The following is a 14,682-nucleotide window of genomic DNA, read 5'->3' as shown; positions in this document are numbered from 1 at the left end:
CAGTTACGTATTTCAGTTTACTAAAATCCCAGCCGTTTAATTTTCCAACTTTATCATAAAAATTTTTGTAATCTAATTCATTCATTTTGTATATCCACCTTCCAAAAGAGTGTAAAAACTAAGTTTCTGAGACTTGTTAATGAAATCGTCCAGTCCCTTAGCTTGATAAGAACAGTGACTACCGAAACAGATTCAAAGCCTATATTTCCGAAAAAGGGCAGACTTCTCCCTTGATGGCTGGTACGCGTTTTTTTCCAACCCGAAAACTAGTTACTTCGAACAATACGGAAAGTCATCTACTTCACCTCATTTGAAAGATTATATTTCATTATACGCCATAACAATTTTTGTATATATCGTGGAATGCAGACTATTAGATGAATTCTATTGAAACGTATTTTTAATTCTATTTCGCACTATTAATATAATTCCACCTAAAATTGATAACATCCCTAAAGGCATTGTATTGGATTCTGTACCTCCGGCGTTAGGAAGTTCCCTGTTATCATTTTTCATTTTAAGAGGAGTGTTAGTTTGTTTCGTCTGTGTTAATTCAGAGACTTTCTTGTCTACATTTTGCTTTGTCTGTGTTAATTCAGCTATTTTCTCTTCTACATTTTTCTTCGTACGTGTTAATTCAGTTAATTTATTTTCTACATTTTGCTTCGTTTGTTTCAATTCAGAGACTTTCTCTTCTGCTACATTTTGCTTCGTACGTGCTAATTCAGTTAATTTATTTTCTATAGTTTGCTTGATCTGTTTTAATTCAGATACTTTCTCTTCTATATTTTGCTTCGTACGTGCTAATTCAGTTAATTTCTCTTCTATATTTTGCTTCGTCTGTTTCAATTCAGAGACTTTCTCTTCTGCATTTTGCTTTGTCTGTTTTAATTCAGACAATTTCTCTTCTGCATTTTGCTTGATCTGCTTTAATTCAGATAATTTCTCTTCTGCATTTTGTTTCGTCTGTTTTAATTCAGACAATTTTTCTTCTGCATTTTGCTTGATCTGCTTTAATTCAGATAATTTTTCTTCTGTATTCTGCTTCGTCTGCTTTAATTCAGAGGCTTTCTCTTCTGCATTTTGCTTCGTCTGCTTTAATTCAGAGGCTTTCTCTTCTGCATTTTGCTTCGTCTGCTTTAATTCAGAGACTTTCTCTTCTGCATTTTGCTTCGTCTGCTTTAATTCAGAGACTTTCTCTTCTGCATTTTGCTTCGCCTGTTTTAATTCAGAGACCTTCTCTTCTGCATTTTGCTTCGCCTGCTTTAATTCAGATACTCTCTCTTCTGCATGTTGTTTCGCCTGCTTTAATTCAGATACTCTCTCTTCTGCATGTTGTTTGATAGAATCGTGTATTTTGACGGTATCAGGAACTTCAGCATTAATGGTATCAGCTCCTGTTATCATTGCTAAAGCTAGTGTGGATATTGCTACTGTTTTTTTCGTACTCATCATTTTGTACCTCTTTTCTTTCATGAGTAATGAACCATTATGTATAAATCTAAAGATGCAAATATCATAATACCAGTATAACATTATACCAAATGTTTACAAACAAAACTAGAATAGTAGGTCTATGTGTAATTGGAGCCAGTATAGTCATGTGGACATAATGTAGTTCAGTCTTTACAATGGATTTCAAGGAGAAAGTGTCCGTATGGCAAATACGAAATTTCAGGAAAAATTCACCACATTAACTATCCCGTAAGAAAGGAAGGTATACATATGACAGAGATATTGAATTTATCTTTATACTTCATTTTGTTTATCCTAATTATATCCATAGTCTGTTTCATCTTATTAGTACTCATGAAGATTTTCGGAAAACAAATGAATAATCGTCGCTCTGTTGAAAAAGAACTAAAAAAACATTCTTCAATAACAGATACAGCAGGACATAAAGACTCAAACATAACTACCAAAGATGCTGAAGCAGATTGGATGAATGCAGTGATGACAACATCTTTTCTTGCTGCAGCTATGAAAAATGCTAATGAAGATTCAAATATCGACCATGATTCAGGAACTAGCAACGATAGTTCCGATGCAGCAAGCCATACTGATTCATTCGATAGTGGGGACTCATAGGGTGAATCACTATGAAGAATACTTAGCTTTAAATGATAACATCCGCTCCGAGCTCTTTAAGGAAAACATGATTTACAGAGCTAGCGGTTGTTGTGACATGTGTACCAAATGCTTTCGCAATCAGAATCGCAAAACTCCCGATCCTGCCTGCTCCTGCATGAATGAACACTCGATCACCCTTTTGAATTCGTCCATAATCCACTAAGCTTTGCCAAGCTGTTAATCCAGCAAGAGGAACAGAGGCCGCCTGAACAAAGCTAAGGTTCTCAGGCATCTTTGCTATATGTTCTTCTTTTGCAATCACATATTCTGCATAAGAACCCTTACCTACATTCGCTAGTTTTGTATACACTTCATCACCAGGCTTATATTTTGTTATATTTGTACCTACTTTCACTACAATACCTGAAGCATCTAATCCTAAAAATAATAGGGAATGAAAAAGGCAATTTCTCTTGTAATTCTCCCTTTCTCGTTTTCCAATCAACTGGATTTATCCCGCATTAACGGACCGTAACACTCCCACCTCAAAATTCAGCGGAAGCGAAGAAGTTAGGTGGGAGATGAACTGTCCGTAAAAGCCCGATTGGTGAGGGCTAATAATCAGTGGGGGATGAAGAAAACCCCCACTGATTAAAGTTTCACTTTATAGCTGCCGCACAGCATATCAAGAAAATTGCCAACTACTTAGCCTAGCTAGGCTAAGTGGTTGGCAGGCCTTTTTGATTCTTTTTTAGTTTAGCGAGAATGCTTTGTGAATAGATGAATTGCTTTTTCAGGTACATAGAATTTCCCATTGCTTTCTACAACGATGCTTCCTAATTCATAATCTTTTCCATCGATACGGATCATATTTTTATTAACAAACAATTGAGCCTGCGCTTTATTGTGTTTTACTACAAGCACCGGGTTTGCTACATCTTTTTTGTCAATCGTTACAGTTGCACCAATTTGTTTAAAGGCTATTTCAGCATCTAAGAATAATTTGTTTGTTAATTCTCCTAAGTTAAAGCCCATTGCTTTGGCCATTGTCTTCGCAATGTCCGTATTTTGGACGAAACCGTATGGCTTCCCGGGGCCGTAAGAGTATAAGAATACATCTTCACCCGTATGACCACCTGTTGTAAAACCGATGTTCGCACGGTTGGCCAATAATTTAGTAAGGATTGGACCTACATCGGCTTTCTTTTGTGCAGCTTTTAACTTTTCTTTTTCATCATCAGTTAGGTTGTCTAAACCGTAAAGTGCAGCTACCTCTTTTATATTAGATAAATCATCTTTTAGTTTATTTGTAGCACCTTCAAGTGTCATTTTTGCCTTTTTCAGTGGAGCAATGTAGGCAGATACCGGTGTGGTATCATATCCTTTTGTAGTATTTTTATTACCAATGGAAATACCGCTATTACCATGGTCCGCTAAAGCAATGACCATCGTGTTCCCATCTTTTTTCGCAAACTTTAACGCTTCTGCAACCGCATCATCAAATGCCAATACATCGCTAATCATCCCGATTGGATCATTGACATGTGCTGCCCAATCTGGCTTACTACCTTCTACAAATAAGAAGAAACCATCTTTATCTTTTGATAATGTTTGAATTGCTTTTCTCGTCATTTGGGAAAGTGTTGGCTGCTCAGGGTTGGTCGCTTCACGATCCATATCGAACGCAAGTGCAGTATTTGAGAACGAGCCCCAAATTTTATCGGATTTAGAGTTTAACAGGGCATCCTTTGTTTCCACAAAGTCGTACCCTTTGTCTTGAATCACTTTTATTAAATCTTCGTTGTCTTGCCGGATTCCACTGCTTGCCGCAGGCTGAAGTACTGCCTTTCCCCCGCCTAACACGACTTCCATATTTTGATACACTTGCTGCTCACCAATCACCTCAAAATTTTTGCGAATAACATGGTGAGCAGAAAAACCAGCCGGAGTTGCATGCTGAATTTCCGATGTAGCAATGATTCCTGTTGCGCGGCCTGAACGCTCTGCGCCTTCTAAGACGTTGGCAACCGGGCGAAACTTGTCTTCTTCTTTGATTGGTTCTAAGCCAGGTGAATTCACAACAGAAGGTAATACACCCACGTAGCTTGAATTTGATTTATTTCCTGTCGCTAAAGCTGTTGCTGCTGGCGCTGAATCCGTAATGGCTGATTCTGCCGAATAAGTACGAACACCTCCTGATACGATTTGATCTAGTGCAAGAGGTGCACCTTTATACCATCGAGCCAATGTTGTGGCTGAAGAGCTTGTCCCATCCACAACCATCATAATGACATTTTTTGGCTGCTTTCCTACTTTTTTTGCCTCAGCTTTTACCTCGTTATCGTTCATCATGATTCCTGCACCTAACAAACCTAGTGCTACCGTTCCAGCTAATGTTAGTCCCATCATCTTTTTACGAAAATTAGTCATTGTTGTCCCTCCATAGGTTGTTTTCGACATCCCCAATCTAACATTCGTATGTAAACAAGCTTTTGATTTTTTATTAAGTTTATGCAAGCTTATATATTTTCTTTTGCTTTTTGTTAGTAGTACCCTATTGTCACGAAGCTAACACTTGAATCTCCCCCACCCTTGCATAATAGCAGGGAATTTCTTGATGATGTAGAAAAAGGTCATATGCTATACGAATCGTATAGTGAATCAAATGATATAAGGGTGGGAGTTATTGTGTTAAGAAAACCAAAGAGATTACAACCAGGAGATCGAGTCGCGACAATTAGTCCTTCTTGGGGAGGCGCAGGCGATCCGGAACTTAGATGGCGTTATGAGCAAGGGATAAAAAGATTAGAAGAAGTTTTTGGTCTTGTGGTTGTACCTATGCCAAATAGTTTGAAAGGTTCAGATTATATTTATGAGAACCCACAAGCTCGTGCAATAGATTTAATGACGGCATTTCAAGATAAAAGTATTACAGGCATCTTTGCGAATATTGGTGGCGAAGATAGTATTCGCTTGCTTCCTTATATTGATTTTGATGTTATACGTGAAAACCCAAAAGTTTTTATGGGTTACTCTGATGTGACAGTTTCACATTTATTTTGTCATAAAGCAGGCATTTCTTCTTTTTACGGTCCAGCCATTTTAACCGATTTTGCTGAAAACGTTGAGATGGATCCATATACGATTGAAATGGTAAATCGAACACTCTTTTCAAATGAGATGATTGGTGAAATTGGACCGGCTAAAGAATGGACAAGTGAGCGTTTAGAATGGATAGAATCGAACAAGAATAAACGGCGGACCATGCAGCAGAACACTGGATATGAACTACTTCAAGGCTCCGGTATTGTACAAGGCCGTTTAATTGGAGGTTGTATTGAAGTACTGGAATTCGCAAAAGGAACAGAACTTTGGCCTGAGAAAAAATATTGGGAAAACAGCATTCTGTTCTTTGAAACATCTGAAGACAAACCAGATCCAACTTATATAAGATATTGGTTACGAAATTATGCTGCGCAAGGCATTTTACAAAACACGAATGGACTCATTTTCGGCAAACCGAAAGACGAGAAATATTATGAAGAATATAAACAAGAAATTGTAACAGTTATGAAAGAATATGGTTTAGAAGATTTACCGATTCTTTATAATTTAAACTTTGGTCATACCGAACCTAAGTTTATTTTACCTTATGGTGTAATGGCAGAGATTAATTGTGAAAGGAAGACATTTTCGATTTTGGAGAGTGGCGTGCAATAGAATTGCCAATTCTCCTTTGCTGATGGGTTTCAGGATATATTTTTACAACTGAAAAAGGTTCCTTAACATTTACACTTCGTTTGTTAAGGAACCTTTTTATCATTTATTATTCCTGTTTACTCTTTGCCTTTATTTGTTCCTCATACACAAACTTAGCAGTCATAAAATCATTAGGAAAATCACCTAATGCTTTTTTCATAACATTTAATTCCTCTTGTGATTTAATTTCAACACCATTTAAGAAATCGAAAGCCTTAGATTGTTCACCCGCAACGAAGTTCTGCGTCATGTAATCATCTGGGAAATCTTGTTTTGCTTTTTCTTTCACTTTATTCATAGCACCTGCCTTATCAATGCTTTTCATAGGATTTGTGAAAGCACCTGTAGCTTGTTGCGGTTCCTTTTTAGGTTCTTCTTTCTTTTCTGGTTGCGCAGCAGGTTGCTTCGCTTCTTGTTTTGGCTCTTCTTTCTTAGGTTGTTCTTGCTTTGCAGTTTGAGCCGCCGGAGTTTGGACATTTGCCTGTTCTTTCTTCGCCAATTCCTCTTTTAATTTTTTCACTTGTGCATCAAGAACTTTATTTTCTGATTCTAATACAGAAATATCCCCTTTTAATTTTTCTTTTTCTTTAAAGTGCTCATCTACTAATTTATTATACTCCGCTTCCGTATACGTATTTTTGCTACTTGTTGTTGAGTTTTCTGTCGTAGTAAAGATAAAGATACTACTAATGCCAATAATGACAATAAATGCAATTACAACACCTAGCACACCGAAAATCAGTTTTTTATTCATCCTAAACCTCCCAAAATGTAAGATTTCCAAAGCGATCCTAACAGATTGAATTACAACTTTTTCGTCATATTATGTCGAATAAAAAACAAAAAGAAAGGAGATAGAATATAACATTAGTAAATTATATACATGTATTGAATATGTTATGTATTTTAGGAGATGACGTATGCTAGATGAAAATGAAATTAGATACCTTGTTACATGCTTTTTTCTCCTATTTTGTACGGTTACAAATATTAATGAATCGAGGAAATCACAAACAGTTTTACACAGAGGATAGTAAATATTCTTAAGTTGATAGGCACATAGAAAATACTGGGGTATCAACATTTCAAAGTTCTATACATGTGAACGGGCACGTTGTCACGGAAGATATTTTCCTTCCGATAACGTGTTTTTTTATTTACATAATGTTCCTTGGTTTTAGAAAAAGATATAATATAAATCTCGAATATACATTGAATTCTTTATATTACAGCTAAAAAAGGAGAGTGCATGTTGAAAAAACGAACAATAATAATAGGTATTACTGCATATGGCTTGTTATGCATGTCATCTGTGTATATATATACAAAACAGATCGCCAATCCTGTTATGAGTGATGTAGGTAAATTACTTCCTACAAAGATTAAGCGGGTTGAAAATGCGGGGGATGAGCATGCCTTACAGAAGCTAGTGAAAGATGCGAATACTTCAGGTGAGAAGATTTCAATTGCCGGAATGCAGCATAGCCAAGGCGGACAAACTTATTATCCAAATGGTACGGTGCTAGATATGAAAGGTTATAACAAAATATTAGAGTTTGATCCAGAGAAAAAGAGAATTCGCGTGCAAAGCGGTGTGACATGGGATGATATTCAAAAGAAAGTAAATCCATATGGTCTTGCTGTGCAAGTGATGCAGTCTCAAAATATTTTTACAGTTGGCGGTTCGCTAAGCGTAAATGTACATGGACGTGATATTCGTCATGAAGCACTCATTGATACAGTAGAATCATTTCGATTGTTAATGGCAGATGGTACGGTTAAGAATGTAAGCAGAGAAGAAAATGCTGATTTGTTTCCTTATGTTATTGGAGGTTACGGATTATTCGGTGTGATCTTAGATGTGACGCTTAAGCTAACGGATGACGAACTATATGAAATGCAGACAAAAACGCTAGATTATAAGGAGTATACAGCATATTTTAAAGAGAAGGTGAAAAAGGAAGAGAATGTTCGAATGCACCTAGCGCGTATTTCCGTAGCTCCAAACTCATTTTTAAAAGAAATGTATGTAACAGATTATGTTGTAGCAGAGAACCAAAATAAACGGGAAGAATACAGCAAACTAAAGGAAGAAAATATTATTGCTGCACCGAAATTTTTCCTTGGATTATCAAGGTATAGTGACTGGGGAAAGAATACGTTTTGGGATATACAAAGGAACTACATGGAACGCATAAATGGAACATATGAAACTCGAAATAATGTGATGCGATCAGATAGTACGTTTATGGAATACGAAAATCCAAATCGAACAGAGGTTTTACAAGAATATTTTGTACCTATCGATCACTTTACAGCGTATATAGATGATTTGCGAAATGTATTAAACAAAGAAGAATTAAACCTTCTTAACATTACGATCCGTTATGTAGAAAAAAATGAGAATGCGGTTTTATCCTATGCAAAAGATGATATGTTTGCACTTGTGCTTCTTATTAATCAAGGACGTTCTGAGAGTGAAATAAAGAAAACGAAAGCAGTGTTAGGGAAGATGATAGATGTTACTTTAAAGCACAATGGAAGTTATTATTTACCTTATTATTCCTATCCGACGAAGCAGCAGCTTGAGCAAGCATATCCTCGTATAGAAGAGTTTCTTCAAAAAAAGAAGGAAAGTGATCCGCAAGAACGTTTTGTAAATTTATTTTATAAGGAGTACAGTGAATGACATATAGAAGATTTGTAACTTCGCAAAGTATAATCATGATGGCCGGTAGTATGGTATTCCCCTTTTACATACTACTGCTTCGAAATGTTGGAGATAGTTTCTCTCAATTTGGTTGGGCATATGGCTTATTTACGTTAACTTCAGCTTTAGTGTACCCACTAGTTGGAAAGATATCTGACAGGTTTGGGGATAAAAGGCTATTAATTGTATATGCTTGGTCTATGGCGGTATTAATGCTCTTTTTTCCCATTGCTACAGAAGTTTGGCATGTTTATATTCTGCAAATTATAATGGGCTGCTTAGGTGCCGTGCAACGCAACACAGAAAAAACATCACTTGCACGAAAAGTAGAAAGTAAAGAAGCAGGCTATGAAATAGGAAAATACCATGTATGGACTTCAATTGGTGGTGCAGTAGCTGTTATTGCAACAGGGTATCTAGTAGATTTTTTAACGATTGGTACCATTTTTTATATTGCTTCAGCTTTATATATGGTGAGCGGTATTGTAATAGGGAGGCAGAATAAATAAATAAAAAAAGAGCATTACTAATGCTCTTTTTTACAGAGTATTGAAAAACAATTTTGTCATGAACAAAATCGTTTTATTTCTTGCTAAATCGGCGTAATCCTTACGCTATCCCATTATATCATGTTTATTAAATTATACTTTATGGCATATTGAACAAGTTCACTTTTTTTAGAAAGATTAAGTTTGTTCAACATTCTCGTCTTATGAGTATCAACCGTTTTTATACTGATAGTTAATTCTCGAGCAATTTCAGACAATGAAAAACCTTGCACAAGAAGTTGCAATACCTCTCGTTCACGTGGACTTAAAATTACATACGGATTTCGAGAATCTGTTTCGTTTTGCATTTTTTTAAGCATCGTTGAAATTTCCTTTGGGCGAAGGTATATGTACCCATCCATAACGGAATCAATGGCATTGTATAACTCTTCATCCACAGCTGCTTTCGGGACGTAACCTGAAGCTCCCGCGTTCATGATTGATGTTATATAATCCTCATCTTCATGCATGGTAAGCACTATGACTTTCGCTTGTTCATAACGTAATTTAACCTCTGTTAGAACCTGAATTCCATCCATGCGTGGCAAAGATATATCCAATATTAGAATATCGGGCCTTAAAATGCCGTAAAGTTGAAGTGCTTCGAGTCCATCAGAGGCTTCACCTACAACTTTTAAGGACGGTCTTTTTTGTAATAGTAGTTTTAAACCCGCTCTCATCAAAGCGTGGTCATCAACTAGCATTATGCTGATTGTCTTTTCCATCTTGACACCCTTCTCTCTGTTTTAATGGGATAGACACCATAATCTCAGTCCCGCCGATATTGTGCGTTCTGATAAAAAATGAACCACCTAGTAATTCTGCTCTTTCTTTCATTCCATATATTCCGATTCGATTTTGCTGGCGAGCTTTTTCAAAATCGTTCTCATTTATACCGTGACCGTTATCACGGATGTTCAACAAAGTAGAACAATCCCTTATCTCCATGTTAATCACAATCTCAGTGGCTACTGTATGTTTCACTACATTGGTAAGACTTTCTTGAACGATTCGGTATAGCGCTACAGCAATATGACTATCTATGACAGCAACATCGTCATTAGGAGCGTGTAGAATTACCGTAAGAGCGAATTTTTCTTCAAATTTTCTTACGTATTTCCTTAATGCCGGAATTACTCCCATATCATCAAGGATGGGTGGCCTTAATTCTACTGCTAAATCTCTAATTTCTCGTAAAATACCTGCCGCAGTCTCTCGACTTACATTAAGTAACTCCAGTTGCTCGGCATCTTTAGCTTCATTAGCCAAAATACGCATTGTAACCATTAGAAAAGTAAGAGCTTGGCTTGTTTCATCATGAAGTTCACGAGAAATTCTTTTTCTCTCCTCTTCATGAGCGGATAATAATTTCAAAATCAACGTATCTCGAAGGGCATCCTTTTCTTGAAGTTCCTTCAATAATTTTTCTACTGCAGTCCTAGAACTAATTAGATTGTCAGCCATTTCATTAAAAGCACGCGCAAGTTTTCCAACTTCATCGTCACCCTCCGCTTTAGCCCTTAAGGATAAATCACCCGCTGTTATACCTGCTGCTGTATCAACTAAACTATTGATTGGTCGAGTAATGATACGAGTCACATAATAAGCTATACCTGCCGCTCCCATACAGACCAAAAATGTAGCAACAACCAATTCTATTATTTTAGTAAAAATATAGCTTTTCGCCTGCTTTTCTGCCATTCCAACTCTAACAAATCCTACACCTCCCTCTTCGATTGGAACCAGTATGTCATGGATATTTCCTTCATCTGAAGTTAGGATAGCGTAATTTTCAGTATTGATACCATCAGGCTTATGTGCGTTTACTATTCCTTTCGGCAGGTGTTTGGAGAATGTATTTCCGACAAGGACATTATTATTGTTAATGACCAGTATATAACGCACATCTTTGTTGGCTTCCTGTGCCCGGGTAATGAGAAGATGAATCGAATAGTAATCGTCAGTCAAAATGTAATCCGAGGACAATGCCGCAATATTATCGGCAATATTTACACCACGTTTTTTTAGGTCCTCTGTCATGATTTTTGTGAGTGATTCCCAAATGATACATCCTAATACTAGGGCGAGAAAGAGTAGCGAAACGAATATAGCTCCAAATATCTTCTGGTTTATTTGTAATTTATTCAGCCATTTCATAGATGACCCTCATATAACCTTGGCTCAAATGGAACAAAACGATCAATAAACAGTCCCTGAAACGCTGGTTTTATTATTTCTTGTTCGTGCATAGAAATGAAACTTTCTTTGATAATTCGCTTCTCTTCATCAGGTAAATTACTGTTGATGACAACAGGACCGGTACCAATCGGTTCCGTTTTTGCAATAACTTTTAAATCCTTAATCAGTTCTGGATTTTTAAGTTTGGTACGCTCAAAGACTAAGCTATCAACAGCTGCAGCATCAACAACCCCATTTATCACAGCACTTAGGGAGCTTTCATGATTATATGTAAAAACATAACGACTAAAGAAATGTTCTGGCGTTTCACTTAATTCAGCTAATTTTTTCCTCACAAAAATATATCCGGAATAACTGGTTGGATCGCTAAAAGCAATGTTTTTCCCTCTTAAATCATATATACTAGATATTTCTTTTTTGCTGTGTACGACGACATAACCATAATAATATGGAACCCCCATTCGCTCTTGCATGGCAATTGCTTCTAGACCTTCAACATGTCTGTAGGTAATATATGCTCCTGTTGAAAGTATGGCTATATCAGCACCTCCATTCATCATCAACATACTAATCTCATTATAACTCTTGCGCTGAATGAGAATTACAGGTCTATGGAGCTTCTCTCCAATATAGTTAGCTATTTTCCTGTAGTACATAATTGTATCAGCCTTTGATAACACACTTGAAATTGCGATTCGTACAGGAGAGGGCTTGTCATCTTGTGAACCAACAGGCGTGGTGTCAGATTCGGAGAAAACAATTTGAGGGCTTGAACGCTCATGCTGACATCCTATTAAAAGTAAAGTAATAAGCAATATTAAAAAAAGCCTCAAACAATTTATCATACTTTCCTCCATTCTTGTAGGCGAGGAATTTATCCCCCTATTCCTTTTGGATCCTCACCTCAACATCGAGAGACAAACAAAGAAAACAGATAGGGATAACTACCCGTAAAAACTCGATTGGTGAGAGCTTTCCATAAGTGGGAGATGAAGCTCCCACACTTATGGAAGTTTCACTTTATGTATTAATCCGATTTACTGAATCATGCTTGATTCAATGTTTTTGAAGTTTATATTTATATATTACTTCAGAACAATCTATGAAATCTACGGAAGATCGTATACAACACTACTTTTCGTGTCAGAGCTGTGACAGAAAAGTAGTGTTGTATACAAATAAAAAACGATGACTTTCTTTTTAGGGAGAGCAGAGCAGTTATCTATGTATATATAAATACAAATTGATTTTTCAACATATAAGTCGCTGCTATGCAGAACAAAACATGACCGCTACTTGCTTTCTCCCTTTGTTTTAGACTTTGCACGTGGCAGGAAAAGGAACTGACCTCTTCTATGCATGGCCAGTTGCTCTCGTCCTCCCCTAAAAAGAAAGTGGTTTTTATGTCATTTTTTCAATTTGTATTTATATATTGTTGAAAAATTAAAACAGGTTTATATAGCCATGAATATTGTTTGTAAGATAATTTCTGACAGACTCTACTATTTTATCTTACATAAAATCAGATATTTACTGATAGTTTAACGAATTGCCATATAAGATAATGTAACCAAGGAGGTATATAACACAAGTATTTTTGAAAACGTCTCCACCAAATTGGCACTCTATTGAAATGCTAAATTTCATGCTAATCTAAGTTTTTTCTGTAAATCAAAGTAAAGAAATCGAGGTAGATAGTATGTTCTCATTTTTGAAACCTAAAATCGCTACTACAAAAATAGCACCAGATCAGGTTCAAACAACCTATAAGCTTTTCCGGCTTCAATCTTTATTAGGAGTATTCTTTGGTTACATAGCTTACTACATAGTACGCAACAATTTCGCCTTATCTACTCCTTATCTGAAAGAACAACTCAATCTTAGTGCTACAGAAGTAGGGCTATTAAGCAGTTCCATGCTTATTGCTTATGGAATTAGTAAGGGCTTGATGAGTAGTATAGCGGATAAAGCTAACCCTAAAAGGTATATGGCGCTCGGGTTGCTTCTGTGCGCTATGGTTAATATTATGATGGGATTCAGCACCGCATTTTGGATGTTTGCAATTCTCGTTATTTTCAATGGATTTTTTCAAGGAATGGGAGTTGGACCTAGCTTTATTACTATTGCAAACTGGTTTCCTCGTAAGGAAAGAGGAACTATCGGTGCCATATGGAATATTTCTCACAATATAGGTGGAGGTATCGTAGCACCTATCGTTGGTATGAGTTTTGCTATGTTAGGCTCCAATCACTGGCAAGCGGCAAGCTATCAAGTTCCGGCTGCTATAGCCATTGTTATTGCACTAGTAATACTAACCCTTATTAAAGGCTCACCGGTAAGTGAGGGCTTGCCTCCGTTAAGCGAAATCATCAAGGATGAATCCGATTCGAAAATGCAACAAAGCGCTGACTCAAAACCGCCAGTAGACATGAGTGCCTGGCAGATTTTTAAGAATTATGTTTTATTTAACAAAAATGCATGGTTCGTTTCCTTCGTAGATGTTTTCGTTTACATGGTTCGTTTCGGCATTATAAGCTGGTTGCCTATTTATTTGTTACATGTAAAACATTTCACTAAAGAAGAGATGAGTGTTGCCTTTTTATTCTTTGAATGGGCAGCTATTCCTTCTACTCTGTTGGCTGGTTATCTATCAGACAAATTATTCAAAGGACACCGCATGCCGCCAGCAATCATTGCTATGACAATGATACTCGTCTGCATCATTGGTTACTGGCAAAGTACATCTTTACATTGGGTAACTATCTTCGCTGCCATTATTGGATGCTTGATTTACATTCCACAGTTTCTAGCTTCAGTACAAACTATGGAGGTAGTTCCATCTTTCGCTGTTGGCTCTGCAGTTGGCTTGCGAGGTTTTATGAGTTACATTCTAGGTGCATCTTTAGGTACTACCCTCTTTGGTGTAATGGTTGACAAAGTAGGATGGAATGGTGGTTTCTATGTATTACTAGCAGCAACCGTCTGCTGCATCATATGCTGTATATTCGCCCATCGAGGAGCAAAAGAGCTGGAACTCAACAGAAAGCAGGGGCTCCAATCCTAAGATAACTATATTCTGAGGATATTATAGACAAAAAAAGATTGCTGTTTAAGCAATCTTTTTTTCAGGCTGTAGAGAAAGCCTTCTCTACAGCCTGTTTTTGTGTCTGAACATCTTTTTATCTGTCAACACTGATAAAAAAGATGTAAAGGAGCGATGTTTCATGATGGGAGCACTGAAAAATCATCGTGATGAGCGTGTAACAATTTCTGTAGAAGAGTTAGTTCCACACGATCATTTTCTTCGTGCAATTGAAGCCACTATTAATTTTGATTTTATTGAGGAGAAGTTACGTCCCTATTACTGTGAAAATAATGGCCGTCCCTCTATTCATC

General features: G+C 36.8%; 12 protein-coding genes and 2 pseudogenes. 6 read left to right on the top strand and 8 right to left on the bottom strand.

What is annotated here, in order from left to right:
• Together AC1DIT_RS22835 and AC1DIT_RS22830 are read right to left on the bottom strand one after the other, a co-directional pair.
• Positions 1 to 85 (bottom strand): annotated as a pseudogene (locus AC1DIT_RS22835) (SAM-dependent methyltransferase); the annotation flags it as partial.
• A 299-nt stretch (positions 86 to 384) separates the two neighbouring features.
• Positions 385 to 1,452 (bottom strand): LPXTG cell wall anchor domain-containing protein, encoded by a 1,068-nt coding sequence (locus AC1DIT_RS22830; RefSeq protein ID WP_476998421.1) that lies wholly within the window; start codon positions 1,450 to 1,452, stop codon positions 385 to 387.
• 273 nt (positions 1,453 to 1,725) lie between these two features.
• On the opposite strand from AC1DIT_RS22830, the gene AC1DIT_RS22825 reads away from it, so the two are divergent.
• A complete protein-coding gene (locus tag AC1DIT_RS22825; protein ID WP_016113368.1) occupies positions 1,726 to 2,088 on the top strand; it encodes a hypothetical protein in 363 nt (120 codons plus the stop codon).
• Between the two features lie 31 nt (positions 2,089 to 2,119).
• On the opposite strand, the pseudogene AC1DIT_RS22820 reads toward AC1DIT_RS22825, so the two are convergent.
• A pseudogene (locus AC1DIT_RS22820) lies at positions 2,120 to 2,585 on the bottom strand (NADP-dependent oxidoreductase); the annotation flags it as partial.
• Between the two features lie 241 nt (positions 2,586 to 2,826).
• Entirely contained in the window at positions 2,827 to 4,500 is a 1,674-nt protein-coding gene (locus tag AC1DIT_RS22815) for an alkaline phosphatase (protein WP_016113366.1), read from the bottom strand.
• A 258-nt stretch (positions 4,501 to 4,758) separates the two neighbouring features.
• Here AC1DIT_RS22815 and AC1DIT_RS22810 point away from each other — a divergent pair, with 258 nt between their 5' ends.
• Positions 4,759 to 5,790: a S66 family peptidase gene (locus AC1DIT_RS22810; RefSeq protein WP_016113365.1), complete on the top strand. Its 1,032-nt coding sequence runs from the start codon at positions 4,759 to 4,761 to the stop codon at positions 5,788 to 5,790.
• A 106-nt stretch (positions 5,791 to 5,896) separates the two neighbouring features.
• Here AC1DIT_RS22810 and AC1DIT_RS22805 read toward each other — a convergent pair whose 3' ends face one another.
• A complete protein-coding gene (locus tag AC1DIT_RS22805) occupies positions 5,897 to 6,583 on the bottom strand; it encodes a hypothetical protein (RefSeq protein ID WP_016113364.1) in 687 nt (228 codons plus the stop codon).
• 495 nt (positions 6,584 to 7,078) lie between these two features.
• Between AC1DIT_RS22805 and AC1DIT_RS22800 the strand changes: the two genes are divergently transcribed.
• Positions 7,079 to 8,518: an FAD-binding oxidoreductase gene (locus AC1DIT_RS22800; RefSeq protein WP_016131657.1), complete on the top strand. Its 1,440-nt coding sequence runs from the start codon at positions 7,079 to 7,081 to the stop codon at positions 8,516 to 8,518.
• A complete protein-coding gene (locus tag AC1DIT_RS22795; RefSeq protein ID WP_016113362.1) occupies positions 8,515 to 9,048 on the top strand; it encodes an MFS transporter in 534 nt (177 codons plus the stop codon). Before AC1DIT_RS22800 ends, AC1DIT_RS22795 begins: the two co-directional genes overlap by 4 nt.
• Before the next feature lie 113 nt (positions 9,049 to 9,161).
• Here AC1DIT_RS22795 and AC1DIT_RS22790 read toward each other — a convergent pair whose 3' ends face one another.
• From AC1DIT_RS22790 to AC1DIT_RS22780, 3 genes are read right to left on the bottom strand one after another with little or no spacing between them, the layout of a single operon-like run.
• Positions 9,162 to 9,812 carry a response regulator gene (locus AC1DIT_RS22790; RefSeq protein ID WP_016113361.1) on the bottom strand — a complete coding sequence of 217 codons (651 nt, stop codon included), beginning with the start codon at positions 9,810 to 9,812 and terminating at the stop codon, positions 9,162 to 9,164.
• A complete protein-coding gene (locus tag AC1DIT_RS22785) occupies positions 9,781 to 11,244 on the bottom strand; it encodes a sensor histidine kinase (RefSeq protein WP_016113360.1) in 1,464 nt (487 codons plus the stop codon). Before AC1DIT_RS22785 ends, AC1DIT_RS22790 begins: the two co-directional genes overlap by 32 nt.
• A complete protein-coding gene (locus AC1DIT_RS22780; RefSeq protein ID WP_016113359.1) occupies positions 11,241 to 12,131 on the bottom strand; it encodes a substrate-binding domain-containing protein in 891 nt (296 codons plus the stop codon). Before AC1DIT_RS22780 ends, AC1DIT_RS22785 begins: the two co-directional genes overlap by 4 nt.
• Before the next feature lie 854 nt (positions 12,132 to 12,985).
• Here AC1DIT_RS22780 and pgtP point away from each other — a divergent pair.
• Complete coding sequence (pgtP, locus tag AC1DIT_RS22775) at positions 12,986 to 14,350, top strand: phosphoglycerate transporter PgtP (RefSeq protein ID WP_016131658.1); 1,365 nt, start codon at positions 12,986 to 12,988, stop codon at positions 14,348 to 14,350.
• Positions 14,351 to 14,510: 160 nt separating this feature from the next.
• Positions 14,511 to 14,682: transposase (locus tag AC1DIT_RS22770; RefSeq protein ID WP_476998422.1), on the top strand; the 172-nt coding region annotated here is incomplete at its 3' end.

The sequence above is a fragment of the Bacillus sp. 05T22 genome, assembly GCF_056396765.1.
The sequence above is the reverse complement of the archived record's forward strand: the minus strand, read 5'-3'. Positions and strand labels throughout refer to the sequence as shown.

What these genes read in the sequence shown, in the direction of transcription:
- AC1DIT_RS22830 (WP_476998421.1), bottom strand. Translation starts at nt 1,452, where the DNA reads ATGAGTACGAAAAAAACAGTAGCAATATCCACACTAGCTTTAGCAATG.
- AC1DIT_RS22825 (WP_016113368.1), top strand. Translation starts at nt 1,726, where the DNA reads ATGACAGAGATATTGAATTTATCTTTATACTTCATTTTGTTTATCCTA.
- AC1DIT_RS22815 (WP_016113366.1), bottom strand. Translation starts at nt 4,500, where the DNA reads ATGACTAATTTTCGTAAAAAGATGATGGGACTAACATTAGCTGGAACG.
- AC1DIT_RS22805 (WP_016113364.1), bottom strand. Translation starts at nt 6,583, where the DNA reads ATGAATAAAAAACTGATTTTCGGTGTGCTAGGTGTTGTAATTGCATTT.
- AC1DIT_RS22800 (WP_016131657.1), top strand. Translation starts at nt 7,079, where the DNA reads ATGTTGAAAAAACGAACAATAATAATAGGTATTACTGCATATGGCTTG.
- AC1DIT_RS22795 (WP_016113362.1), top strand. Translation starts at nt 8,515, where the DNA reads ATGACATATAGAAGATTTGTAACTTCGCAAAGTATAATCATGATGGCC.
- AC1DIT_RS22790 (WP_016113361.1), bottom strand. Translation starts at nt 9,812, where the DNA reads ATGGAAAAGACAATCAGCATAATGCTAGTTGATGACCACGCTTTGATG.
- AC1DIT_RS22785 (WP_016113360.1), bottom strand. Translation starts at nt 11,244, where the DNA reads ATGAAATGGCTGAATAAATTACAAATAAACCAGAAGATATTTGGAGCT.
- AC1DIT_RS22780 (WP_016113359.1), bottom strand. Translation starts at nt 12,131, where the DNA reads ATGATAAATTGTTTGAGGCTTTTTTTAATATTGCTTATTACTTTACTT.
- pgtP (WP_016131658.1), top strand. Translation starts at nt 12,986, where the DNA reads ATGTTCTCATTTTTGAAACCTAAAATCGCTACTACAAAAATAGCACCA.